We start from the raw sequence: 12,080 nt of genomic DNA, 5'->3' as shown, positions 1-12,080 counted from the left end.
GGTGATCAGTGCGTCGAAACAAATGCGGGTGCTACATCGCTATCCGTGTCGCGGTTCAGAACCGACGCAGAACACTTCGCGGTGATGACCTTCGCGTAGTGCAGTTCGTCTGAATAGCCGCCGCCGACGTCGACCAGCCTTGCGCTGCGGCGACCCTCGAATACGAAGCCTGCCTTCTCGGCAACGCGAACGGACGCGGTGTTGCCCGGTTTGATTCCGAGCTCGAACCGGTGAAACAACTGGGCTTGATGTGACCACGTGCAGAACATCTGGAGAGCGTGAACGGCGTAGCCGAGACCGCGATACCGTTCGTGCACTTGGTATCCCACGTCCGCAACGCCCGGTGGTACTAGTTTGCGAACCTTGATGAGGCCGACAGGAGTGTTGCTGCACGATTGCACGATTGTCAATGCCGACTTGTAGCTCAAGCGCCAGTCGAGATAGCCTCTGCGCGCCATGTTTTCGGCGTACTGACGCGTTGGGGGAGAGGTCAATGCCCAACGCCGGGACAGCGCATCTGTGTCACACTCGTAAACGAGATCCGCATCGCCCGGCTGGAGATAGCGAAGGTAGACATCCCCCGCGTCGATGCGACCGTCCTTGATGAGCGGGAAGCCGTCGGGGGCGTCCCAATCGTCGAACTTCTCCATTACCGCGAGGTGGCCCGACGTCGTCTGGCGCACCTCGACCAGCCGCATCCGCCGCGCGACAGCCCACTCGATTGCTGCTGAATCAGAGACCGCCACCTGAACTTTGGTGGGTTCAGGTGCCGAAACCGTGTGTTCCACTGAGCTTCCCCCATCACTTCGTATTGCGGACATCCCATGTCAATTTTCTGTACAGATCCGTACAGAATCGATCCGTGCAACCCGGCATGTAAGTGTTGTGTCTTCTTGTCTGCTGCTCTTAAGGCGTCAGGGCGATCAATGCACCGTCAGCAATAGCGCGCATTGCCTCCCGACCGGACCCCACCCGCGCGGCGACCCGAATGCCGACAACGGCACCGTTGATGATTTCGGCCTGAGCGCGAGGTGACAACGTACACGAGATGTCGCCGCTGGACTGCCCGGCCCGTAGATAGTCCGCCATGATCGACAGCCTTCGATGCAAGTTCGCCGTCAATTGCTGGAGCGGCACCGCAAGCTCGGGATCATCCGCAGCTTCGAGCGCCGTGTTCACCGAAAAGCAGCCCGATGGACCGCCCGCCGCCCGCCGGTCCATCTCGCTGTCGATCAGGTCATCGAACAACACCGAAACACGGTCCAGCACAGTCATTGCACTGGACATGAGGACAGCGTCCACCGACTCGTCTGCTTCTGCGAGGTAGGTTGACATGCACTCTTCGTACAGGCCCACTTTGCTGCGGAAAGCGTTGTAGAGACTGCTGCGCCCCAGCCCTGTGACACGACACAAAGTCTCGGTGCTCGTGCCGTGAAAGCCATGGGTCCAGAACTGACCGAGCGCAGCGTCGATTGCTGTGCGTCGATCGAACTCGGCTGTCCGTCCCATGAGAGGACCGTAGCAATTGTGTATCGATCTGTCCATACAAAATGGTCTGTTCTTCAGGAAGTCGAAACACAGTGGTCAACCACGGAACCAACGGCCAGTCTTGGGCGTCCAAGCTGATATGGACGAGGAGCGGTGTGCGATATCCGACGCTGGCTGTGCACCGGACGATCCGACTGTCATTGCGGGCTTTGCTTCGTGTTCGCCACGATCCAGCTGCGTCAGGGAACAGGGATCGATTCGGAAGGGTTGCGGCTTCTGAGGCACGCCGACCTGACAGGCAGTCCAACCGGGTGTGGGGCGGGCGGGGCTCGAACCCGCGACCAATGGATTATGAGTCCACGGCTCTAACCGACTGAGCTACCGCCCCATGCCCGTACCAGGTACGAGCCTGCAGAATCGTACAGAATCGCGCAGCCTCGTCGGTGCATCGGGGCAGCTATTTCGCCCGGACCTGCACCGGGACGCCGTTGAGGATCGCGTTCGCCGAGACGGCGTCGACGCGGCTCGGGTCGGTGATGTCGTTGACACTGGGGCCGGTCACCGTCGTGGCAACGGACAGCCCCACGCCGGGGCGCTGATGTCCGAACCCGTGCGGCATGCTCACCACTCCCGGCATCATCTTCTCCGACGCCGCCACCTCGATGTCGACGGTCCCGGCGGCGGAGGTGACCGACACCATCGCCCCGTCCTCGATGCCGCGGTGTTCCAGGTCGTCCGGGTGAGCCAGAAGCTGATGTCGCGCTTTGCCTTTGGTGAGCCGGGCGGTGTTGTGCATCCACGAGTTGTTGCTGCGTAGGTGTCGCCGACCGATCAGCAACAGTTCATCGCCGGTCGGAACGGCGCTCGAATGCATCAGGTCCACCAATGCGGGGAGTTCGGTCACAACGAGGTCCTGAATCAGCTGTACTCGCTTGTCCCGAGTCTTCAGCTTCTGCGGGAAGCCGGGACGCAGCGGTCCGAGATCGACACCGTGTGGGTTGGCTCGAAGCTTCTTGAGCGACAGTCCTTTTCGTTGACTGCGGAGCAGGATGTCCAGGGTGCGGGCGGGGGACAGTCGCAGGCGTGCCTCGCTGATCACGCTCTTCGGAGTCAATCGTGACTTCAGCCGACCGACCGTCGACCCGGCCATCCGGCTCTTGTAGCGGAGCGACAGATCCCGGAAGATCTCCCAATCATGCTTTGCCCCAGCCTTCTTGGGCAGGACGGCCGGCATGTACTTGGCGGTGTTGTGGACCGCGAAGGAGTTGAAGATCAGATCGTAGTGGTCGCGTTCGAGAGACATCGTCGGCGGCAGAATCACGTGTGCATGACGCGAGGTCTCGTTGATGTAGAAGTCGAACGACACCATGAAATCGAGACCTGCGAACGCATCGTTCAAGGTGGTGCCGCCGGGCATCGACAACACCGGATTGCCGGACAGGACCGCCATCGCGCGGATCTGATCCTTGCCCTCGGTGGTGATCTCGTCGACGAGCGTCGAACAGGGGTATTCGCCCGCGAACTCGGGCAGGTTGCGAACGCGACTGCGCCACTTGTCGAAATGGCCGCGGCCGACGATGCCCTGCTTGATCAGATCGATCGCGGGATCTGTCACCATGGCACCGCCAGGTCGATCGAGATTGCCCGTGATGATGTTCAGTACCTGAATCGCCCACTGGCACACGGTGCCGAACTGCTGGGTCGAGACCCCCATTCGGCCGTATGCCACCGCGGACTTCGCCGAGGCGAAATCACGTGCCAGAGTCGAGATCTCCTCCGCAGCAATACCGACGACCGGAGCGACGGCTTCCGGTGTGAATTCTGCGACGAGATCCGCGAGCCGATCGGCCCCATCGATGTAGTCGGCCACGGTCACGGTGCCGTCGGCGACGATGGTGTGGATCATCGCGAGCAGCAGCAGTGCGTCGGTGCCGGGGCGAACGAACAGGTGTGTGTCCGCGATGTCCGCGGTTTCGGTCCTGCGTGGATCGACCACGACCAGGCGGCCGCCCCGTTTACGCAGTGCCCGCGCTCTCTTGGCGAAATCGGGGACGGTCATCATGCTGCCGTTCGACGCCATCGGGTTTCCACCGAGGACGAGGAAGAAGTCGGTTCGATCGATGTCCGGGATCGGCAGCAGCAGTTGGTGCCCGTAAAGCAGGTGATCGACGAGCTGATGCGGGAGTTGATCCAACGACGTGGCGGAGTATCGATTACGCGTCCGCAGGAGCGAGGTAAAAGGAATGCCATGGGTCATGGCACCCATCGAATGCACGTTGGGGTTGCCCTGATAGAGGCCGACGGCATTGCGGCCGTGCTTCTTGCGCGTCGAGATCAGACCGTCGATCACGAGGTCGTAGGCCTCGTCCCAGCCGATCTTCTCCCACTTCTCACCCACACGTTTGACCGGTGTGGTGAGTCGGTCCGTATCGGCGTGCAGATCGATCAGCGACAGGGCCTTCGGGCAGATGTGGCCGCGCGAGAGAGGGTCCTTCTCGTCACCGCGGATGGCCGTCACCGCATCGTTCTCCACCGTGAACTCGAGCCCACAGATCGCTTCGCACAGATTGCACGATCCATACACAACCGACATCGCATTCCTCCCACTCATGTGCTGCGAGCGTAGCCCGGCGGGGGACCGGGGCACCGTAACCGACAGACAATTAGGCTCGTGAATCGTGACCACCCTCGATCTCACGTCCTCCTGGCCCGTCGACCACGTCAGTGCAGCAGTCGTCACCGACTCCGGAGTTCGTGAGGAGGTCGGCGACACCGACCGCGTCTACGAGCTGGCCTCGGTCACCAAACTGCTCAGTGCGTACGCCGTTCTGGTCGCCGTCGAGGAAGGCGCGGTGGAGCTCGATCAACCCGCAGGACCGGAAGGATCGACGGTTCGGCATCTGCTGGCGCACGCGTCGGGGTTGGCGTTCGGCGACCGCACCGTCCAGGCACCGGCCGGCACCAAGCGGATCTACTCGAGCGCCGGATTCGAGGTGCTGGCCGAACTGATCGAAACCGAGGCAGGCATCGCCTTCCCCGACTACCTCGACGAGGGCGTATGCCGGCCACTGCAGATGACGAACACCGCGCTACCGGGATCGGCAGGCCACGGTGCCAGCTCCACCCTGGCGGACCTCAAGAAATTCGCGGCGGAGCTGTTGCAGCCGACGCTCCTCGCGTCGCAGACATTCTCCGCGGCGACGGATGTGCAGTTTCCGGGTCTGAACGGGATCGTGCCCGGCTACGGATCGCACAAACCGTGCGACTGGGGGCTCGGGTTCGAGCTACGCGGTGAGAAGACCCCGCACTGGACCGGAAGCACCAACTCGTCGGCCACGTTCGGTCACTTCGGTCAGGCCGGAACGTTCCTGTGGGTGGATCCGTCAGTGCGGACCGCGTGTGTGGTGTTGACCGATCGAGCCTTCGGGGACTGGGCGAAACCGCTGTGGCCGGAGCTGTCCGACGCCGTCCTGGCAGGGTGAACACCGCCCGTTCACAGATTGCACTGGCGCAACAGGGGTAACTCGGGGCACACTAGTACACATACGTGTTGATTCACTGCAGCCAGCCGAAGCATGTCGAGGTCGTTGGGGAAGACGTCCCTCGTCGAAGCTGGAGGTAGTGCAATGCGTGGATCGAATCAGTTCGCAGAAGCGACATCGGGTGTTGTGTACATCCACTCGTCGCCCGCTGCGCTGTGCCCGCACGTCGAATGGGCGTTGACCGACGCCCTCGATTGCCGTGCGAATTTGAAGTGGTCTGCGCAGCCCGCCTCCGACGGGCAGCTGCGCGCCACCACCGACTGGGTGGGCCCGGTCGGTACCGGAGCGAAGCTGGCCGGCATTCTGCGCTCGTGGCAGATGCTGCGGTACGAGGTGACCGAGGATGCCAGCGAAGGCGTCGACGGTGAACGGTTCTCGCACGTGCCAGGGTTGGGCCTGTGGCGCGGAACGACGAGCGCGAACGGGGACGTGGTGCTCGGCGAGATGCGGCTGCGCGCCCTCATGGAGAACAACCAGGGCAACTTCACCGCGGCCGTGGAGCACGCTCTCGGATCGGACTGGGACGCCGCCCTCGAGCCGTACCGCACCGGAGGTGCCGGAGCCGAAGTGACGTGGTTGAGCCGCAACGTCGGCTAGTCGTGGGAGTTGCTGGGGGTTCGGAGCCGCGGTAGTTTCGCGTTCGTGCCTGGGGTAGGCATGTGGGAACGACCGTGGAGTGGTGAGTTCGATGTTGTCGACCGGAAAAGTGATTCGATTCGACGAGTTCAAGGGGTACGGATTCGTAGCGCCGGACGAGGGCGGCGAGGACGTGTTCATTCACGTCAACGATCTGGATTTCGACAAGAGGCTGTTGGCACCGGGGGTTCGCGTCGAATACGTGGCCGTCGACGGCGACCGTGGTCTCAAGGCCACTCAGGTGCAGATCATCGACAGTCCCGCATCGACCGCGCTGGTCACCCGGCGCAAGCCCGACGTGCCGTTCCACGACGTACCGGTCAGCGAACACCAGCAGCTCGAAGATGTCATCTGCGACGTGCTCTCCGAGGCGGACTTCACTGCCGAAGTGACCGAGGCGTTGCTGACGGCCAACGGAACAGTGACCGCAGCGCAGATCCTCGACATTCGATCAGCGATGGTGCGATTGGCTCACGACCACAAGTGGATCGAGAACTGACCGACGCGTAGCCGCTTCATCCCGCCTTGGAGCCCGTTCGGCTCCGGATGAATGTGGCTTTGTTGTCCACTCAGAGCGCCTGAAAGCCGCATTGAGCCACCGTGAATGGACCATTACATGCGTCTGGGCCCTGCAAGGGTCCATTCACGCGGCCGGGGGAGGACGGGGCTGGGTGCTGAGTCAGGGCCGCAAGCGAAGCCGGACGATCAGAGCGGAATGTTCTTGTGGTTGCCGCGCGCCGCGGGGGCTGCCGCGAGAGCCTTGGCGACCGTGCTGCGGGTCTTGCTCGGCTCGATGACCTCGTCGACGACTCCGATGGCGACGGCACGCTCGACGCCGCCGGCGATGTTCTCGTGCTCGACCGTGAGGCGATCGTGCAGTGCCTCACGCTCCTCCTCGGGAGCGGCCGCGAGGGCCTTCTTGTGCAAGATGCCGACGGCTGCCTTCGCGCCCATCACGGCGACCTCGGAGCCGGGCCAGGCGTACACAGCAGTGGCACCGAGTGCGCGAGCGTTCATGGCGATGTATGCGCCGCCGTAGATCTTGCGTGTCACCAGGGTGACGCGGGGGACCTTGGCTTCGGCGAAAGCATGCAACAGTTTCGCTCCGCGGCGGACGACGCCTTCCCATTCCATGCTGACGCCGGGCAGGTATCCGGGAACGTCGACGACCACGATCAGCGGGATGCCGAATGCGTCGCACAGGCGCACGAAACGGGCTGCCTTCTCGGCACTTTCGGAGTTGAGGCAACCGCCGAGACGAATGGGGTTGTTGGCGATGACGCCGACAGTGCGGCCGCTGATGCGTCCGAGGCCGATGACGATGCTGCGGGCCCAGCCGCCCTGGAACTCCTCGAAAGTCGATTCCCCTTCGACGTTGTCCAGCAACTCGTGGACGATCGGGTGGACATCGTATGCGCGACGGTTGGATTCGGGCATCAGAGCCCGAAGATCGGTGTCTCCGTGCTCGGCGGCGGCGATGTCGAATTCGCCCTGCTCGCAGAACATGGACACCAGACGGCGGGCGCGGGTGAACGCGTCCATCTCGCTGTCGGCGACGATGTGGCACACGCCGGACTTCTTGTGGTGGGTATCGGGGCCGCCGAGCGAGGCCATGTCGACCTGCTCACCGGTGACGCTGCGGACGACGTCGGGACCGGTGACGAACACACGTCCCTCGGGAGCCATGATGACGACGTCGGTCAACGCAGGACCGTAGGCGGCACCGCCGGCTGCGAAGCCGAGGACGACAGAAACTTGGGGGACCAGGCCGGATGCTCGAACCATGGCCTCGAAGACGAGCCCGACGGCATGGAGGGCTTCGACGCCCTCGGCGAGGCGAGCGCCTCCGGAATGCCAGACGCCGACGATCGGAGCGCGCTGCTCGATGGCCGTGTCGATGGCGGCGACGATGTGCTTGCAGCCGTCGACGCCCATGGCACCGCCCATGACGGTGGCGTCGGAGCAATACGCGATGGTGTGGACGCCGTCGATCTCGCCGGATGCTGCAAGGATGCCGGATTTGTCCCGATCATGCAGCGGCACAGTGGTTCCGGCGTCGAACAGATTCTCGAGGCGGGCGAGTGGATCGCGGGGATCGGTGGACGTACCGGATCGTGTGACAGGGGCCAGAATAGTCATCGCTTGTCCTTCTTCAGGGCCCCTGAGGGGGCGAGGCCCGGACCGGAACCGTTCCCTGGGAACGGCCCCGGTCCGGATCATGCACTGCGAGAGCGAGATTCGCTGAGTCGAGGAGACGACTCAGGCCATCACGCCTTTCCGAAGGCGAGCGCTACGTTGTGCCCACCGAATCCGAACGAGTTGTTGATCGCGTAATCGATCTGTCCGACGCGGGGCTCGCCCTTGACGACGTCGAGATCGATCTGGGGATCCTGATTCTCCAAATTCAGTGTGGGAGGGATGATTCCCTCGCGCACTGCCAGCACCGTCAGTACCGACTCGAGGGCGCCGACGGCACCGATCGAGTGGCCCAGAGCGGATTTCGGTGCGTACACCGCTGCGTGATTTCCGACGGCCTTGTTGATCGCCAGCGCCTCGGCGGTGTCTCCGATGGGAGTTGCCGTTGCGTGGGCGTTCACGTGGGTGATGTCGGACTTCTGCAATCCTGCGGTCTCGATCGCACGCTTCATGGCGCGCGCGGCACCTGTGCCCTCCGGGTCGGGAGCCACGAGGTGGAACCCGTCGGAGGTGATTCCGGCACCGAGCAGGCGGGCGTGGATCGTTGCGCCGCGTGCCTTGGCGTGCTCCTCGGTCTCGATGACCATGAGCGCACCCGCTTCACCGAAGACGAAGCCGTCACGATCCTTGTCGAACGGACGTGACGCACCCTTCGGATTGTCGTTGTTGGTGCTCATCGCCCGCATCATGGAGAAGCTGGCGATCGGAACCGCGTCGATGTAACCCTCGACGCCGCCGGTGACGACCATGTCCGCGTCGCCCATCACGATCATCCGCCACGCGTGTGCGATGGCTTCCGATCCCGAGGAGCAGGCAGAGACAGGAGTGATGACACCGGCCTGTGCTTTGAGCTCGAGTCCGACGACCGCTGCGGGGCCGTTCGGCATGACCATCTGAACGGCGAGCGGAGACACCTTGCGGTAGCCGCCGGCCTTCATCTTGTCGTTGGCGTCGATCAGAGAATCGCCGCCACCGAGGCCGGTGCCGATCGACACGCCGAGGCGGAGGGGATCGACGTCGGGAGTCCCGGCGTTCTTCCAGACCTCACGACCGAGCACGGTGGCCAGCTGCTCCACGTAGCTCAGGCGTCGAATCTCGACCCGCGAGAGCAGGGTCTGCGGGTTCACCGCGAGGTGGCCGCCGATCCGCACGGGCAGGTCGTACTCGGCGACGAAATCGTCTTCCAGAGTTGCGATTCCGCTGTCGCCGTTCAGCAGACCCTTCCACGTGGCATCGACGTCACCCGCAAGTGACGTGGTCGCAGCGAGGCTGGTGACGACGACACTGGGGAAGCGTCCGTTGGCGGTGGATGGGTTGGTCATGGGCCGTGTCACTCGCTCGCGGAGTCGTCGAGCTTGGCCTTGATAGCTTCTGCGGCTTCGGGGTTCTCCGCTTCGAGCTTCTGGATGTAGTTGACGGCGTCGCCGACGGTGCGCAGACCTGCGAGGTCCTCGTCGGGGATCTTCACGCCGTACTTGTCCTCGGTCTGCACTGCGATCTCGACCATGGAGAGCGAGTCGATGTCGAGGTCGTCCACGAAGGACTTCTCGATGGTCACCTCGGACGGTTCGATGCCCGTGACCTCCTCGATGATCTCTGCAAGTCCGGCGATGAGGTCTTCCTGGCTGGCCACTGTTGTGGCTCCCTTCTCTTCTGTGTAGAACGCCGAAGTCATGTGCTTCGAGACGCGATTGTGCATTTCTGCCACTCGGGGAGTGGAAGTGTGATCCGCAGTTCTGTGACTGCGGGGTGTGTGGGGTCGAGCTAACCGAGCTCGGCCATTGCGGAAATGTCCGCCGGTGTCTTCAGGCCGAGGTTGGCGACGCCACGCAGTTCGCGTTTGGCGATGCCGACCAGTGCGCCTGCCGGGGGCAGTTCCACAAGTCCGGTGACCTGCGCGGTACGCAGGTAGGCATTGCACAGATCCCACCGCACGGGGCGAGTGACCTGAGCAGCAAGCTTGTTCAGTGCGTCGGCACCCGAGGCCACGGGCTGACCGTCCGAATTGGACAGCAGCGTCCGCGTCGGCTCCGACGGGGTGATGGCGGCAGCGGCTGCGGCGACGGTATCGCCCGCGGACGCCATGTACTTGGTGTGGAATGCGCCTGCGACCGGCAATGCGCGAACCCGAGCCTTCTCGGGCGCGCTCTCGGCCAACTCGGCAAGCTTGGTGAGCAGTCCGGCCGCAACGATCTGACCGGCAGCGTTGACGTTGGCCGGAGCGAGGTCCAGCTCTTCGAGGCGGGCCAGGACAGCAGCTTCGTCGCCGCCGAGCACGGCGGACATGCCGGTCGGTTCGAGTGCGCATGCCTTGGCCATTGCTGCGCCGCGGACGGCGGCGAGCGACACGGCGTCGTCGGAGGAGATGACGCCTGCGATCGCGGCAGCGGCGAGTTCGCCCACCGAGTGTCCGGCGACGATGGTGTCTTCGGGGAACAGGCCGCGCGAGGCGATCTCTTCGAATGCGAGCAAGGCGGATGCCACGACCAGGGGCTGGGTCACCGCGGTATCGGTGATCTCCTCGGCGGTAGCAGTGGTACCGAGACGGACGAGATCCAGACCGGAGGCCTTCGACCACAACGCGAGTCGGTCTGCTGCACCCGGCAATTCGAGCCAAGGCAGCAGCATGCCGGGAGTCTGGGAGCCCTGACCGGGCGCAAGCAACGCAATCACAGGGTTAAGAGAACACCGTCGGGTGCCGAATGGGTGATGTCGCGCTCGATGAACTCTCGACAAGCAATTTGTGGGAACCCTACAAATTGCCTCGTGGGGAACCGCTATCGCCGGAGGGTGGTTCGGCGTTACGTGACTACTTCTCCGAATGTGACCTGTGTGACATATGGGGCAGGATGGGGCGGTTCGTGATGCGTTCGAGCCAACCTACCTACCGTTGCTGCAACTCTGAGCACGTACGCATCCCGCGGGTGAGTGGGGTCGCGACCGGTGACCTCGGCGATGCGCTTGAGCCGATACCGGACGGTATTTGGATGAACAAACAGCTGCCGTGCGCAGGTTTCTACAGCTCCGCCACAGTCGAGATACGCATCGAGGGTGTCGGCCAATCCCGAACCTGCCGCCGCCAACGGAACCACCACGTGATCGTTCAACGCCGATATCGCTGCACCGTCGTTGAGGAGTGCCCGTTCGGGCAACAGCTCACCGGCGTGCACCGGACGCGGCGCACCCCGCCAGCCGGCCACGGCCTGCATACCCGCGAACGCCTCCACCGCGCTCGAATGCGCCGCGCCGAGAGTCCGAGTGGTCGGGCCGATGACGACGGGTCCGTCCGAGAAGTTCTGCAGCATGTCGTCGATGAAGGCGCGATGGGTGGCAGTGTCGTCGAGTTGACCACTGACCACCATCACCAACCGCGTTCCCTGCACGACGGCCAACGCGGCGCGGCCGTGCTTCTGCGCGACGGCGTGCACGGTTCCGACCACCGACACGCCCCGATCGTCCGGGGGAGTGCCGACCAACACCGTGGCGGGCGCAGTGGCGTCCCAGTTCAACGTGGCGGCACGCGAGAGCATGTCCGAGCCGGTGTCTCCGCGCACGACGGCGTCGACCACGAGGGCTTCGAGGCGGGTGTCCCAGGCTCCGCGTGATTCGGCGGCGCTGGCGTAGACCGACGCTGCAGCGAAACCGAGCTCGCGTCCGTAGCGCAAGACGGCCTCGGTCAGCGCCACCAACTGCTGATCGTTGCGTGCCAGCGCCGGGAGCCACTGCTCGAAGAACTCCATCGCCACCCGGACCATGTCGACGGTCTGGCGCAGAGTGAGGCGTCGGGCAAGGTCTTGCGGAATGACCTGGAAGGCATCGAGCGAGAAGCGAATATCGCTGTTGGGGTTCTTGAGCCACTCGAGGAAGTTGTCGACGGCTGTCTGAATCAACAACTGCACACTTGCGCGTTGGGCGGCGTCGAGATCACCGAAGAACGGCAGTTGGCCCTGCATCGTCGTCACGGCCTCGGTCGAGAGTCGGCCGGAGAACTGTTTGACGCGACGCAGCAGGGCATCGGGCAGGGGATCGCGCTTCTGGCGCGAGGGTGCCAACGAGGCGACCGGAAGGTGCACTTCGTTGTCCGAGGTCAACGATTCGCGCAACGCCTCACGGTAGGCGTCGCGTCGGGACACATCACGTGCGGACGCACTGTCCGGTGAACCGGGTTTCGCATCGGACATAAGGAGAACCTACGCCCGACCCCCGCCCCTATCGCGA

General features: G+C 63.9%; 11 protein-coding genes, 1 tRNA gene and 1 pseudogene. 3 read left to right on the top strand and 10 right to left on the bottom strand.

What is annotated here, in order from left to right; all coding sequences use genetic code 11:
• Positions 1 to 5: 5 nt before the first annotated feature.
• The 5 genes and pseudogenes from CH271_RS26435 to CH271_RS26420 all read right to left on the bottom strand — a co-directional run bounded on the left by CH271_RS26435 (position 6) and on the right by CH271_RS26420 (position 4,081).
• Positions 6 to 788 carry a GNAT family N-acetyltransferase gene (locus CH271_RS26435; protein WP_179274621.1) on the bottom strand — a complete coding sequence of 261 codons (783 nt, stop codon included), beginning with the start codon at positions 786 to 788 and terminating at the stop codon, positions 6 to 8.
• 118 nt (positions 789 to 906) lie between these two features.
• A complete protein-coding gene (locus CH271_RS26430; protein ID WP_256986577.1) occupies positions 907 to 1,335 on the bottom strand; it encodes a TetR family transcriptional regulator C-terminal domain-containing protein in 429 nt (142 codons plus the stop codon).
• Positions 1,336 to 1,347: 12 nt separating this feature from the next.
• Positions 1,348 to 1,509: pseudogene (locus CH271_RS29450) on the bottom strand (TetR/AcrR family transcriptional regulator); the annotation flags it as partial.
• A 293-nt stretch (positions 1,510 to 1,802) separates the two neighbouring features.
• Positions 1,803 to 1,876, bottom strand: a tRNA-Ile gene (locus CH271_RS26425).
• A gap of 69 nt (positions 1,877 to 1,945) precedes the next feature.
• Positions 1,946 to 4,081 carry a molybdopterin-dependent oxidoreductase gene (locus CH271_RS26420; protein ID WP_094635498.1) on the bottom strand — a complete coding sequence of 712 codons (2,136 nt, stop codon included), beginning with the start codon at positions 4,079 to 4,081 and terminating at the stop codon, positions 1,946 to 1,948.
• Between the two features lie 85 nt (positions 4,082 to 4,166).
• Between CH271_RS26420 and CH271_RS26415 the strand changes: the two genes are divergently transcribed.
• The 3 genes from CH271_RS26415 to CH271_RS26405 all read left to right on the top strand — a co-directional run bounded on the left by CH271_RS26415 (position 4,167) and on the right by CH271_RS26405 (position 6,165).
• Positions 4,167 to 4,970, top strand: coding sequence for a serine hydrolase domain-containing protein (locus tag CH271_RS26415; RefSeq protein ID WP_037192994.1), 804 nt, complete (start codon positions 4,167 to 4,169; stop codon positions 4,968 to 4,970).
• A gap of 144 nt (positions 4,971 to 5,114) precedes the next feature.
• Complete coding sequence (locus CH271_RS26410) at positions 5,115 to 5,627, top strand: DUF3145 domain-containing protein (protein ID WP_037192992.1); 513 nt, start codon at positions 5,115 to 5,117, stop codon at positions 5,625 to 5,627.
• 91 nt (positions 5,628 to 5,718) lie between these two features.
• Entirely contained in the window at positions 5,719 to 6,165 is a 447-nt protein-coding gene (locus CH271_RS26405; RefSeq protein WP_094635497.1) for a cold-shock protein, read from the top strand.
• Positions 6,166 to 6,371: 206 nt separating this feature from the next.
• Here CH271_RS26405 and CH271_RS26400 read toward each other — a convergent pair whose 3' ends face one another.
• The 5 genes from CH271_RS26400 to CH271_RS26380 form a co-directional block, all read right to left on the bottom strand.
• A complete protein-coding gene (locus CH271_RS26400; RefSeq protein WP_037192988.1) occupies positions 6,372 to 7,805 on the bottom strand; it encodes an acyl-CoA carboxylase subunit beta in 1,434 nt (477 codons plus the stop codon).
• Between the two features lie 128 nt (positions 7,806 to 7,933).
• Positions 7,934 to 9,184, bottom strand: coding sequence for a KasA/KasB family beta-ketoacyl-ACP synthase (locus tag CH271_RS26395; RefSeq protein WP_037192986.1), 1,251 nt, complete (start codon positions 9,182 to 9,184; stop codon positions 7,934 to 7,936).
• A gap of 8 nt (positions 9,185 to 9,192) precedes the next feature.
• A complete protein-coding gene (gene acpM, locus CH271_RS26390) occupies positions 9,193 to 9,537 on the bottom strand; it encodes a meromycolate extension acyl carrier protein AcpM (protein ID WP_045199610.1) in 345 nt (114 codons plus the stop codon).
• An 89-nt stretch (positions 9,538 to 9,626) separates the two neighbouring features.
• Entirely contained in the window at positions 9,627 to 10,535 is a 909-nt protein-coding gene (locus tag CH271_RS26385; protein WP_037192984.1) for an ACP S-malonyltransferase, read from the bottom strand.
• Positions 10,536 to 10,663: 128 nt separating this feature from the next.
• A complete protein-coding gene (locus tag CH271_RS26380) occupies positions 10,664 to 12,043 on the bottom strand; it encodes a PucR family transcriptional regulator (protein WP_230596340.1) in 1,380 nt (459 codons plus the stop codon).
• Positions 12,044 to 12,080: the final 37 nt, after the last annotated feature.

Origin of the sequence: Rhodococcus sp. 05-340-2 (assembly GCF_002258915.1) — a bacterium.
Taxonomy (GTDB): Bacteria; Actinomycetota; Actinomycetes; order Mycobacteriales; family Mycobacteriaceae; genus Rhodococcoides.
This window is presented reverse-complemented; position numbering and strand designations above follow the sequence as displayed.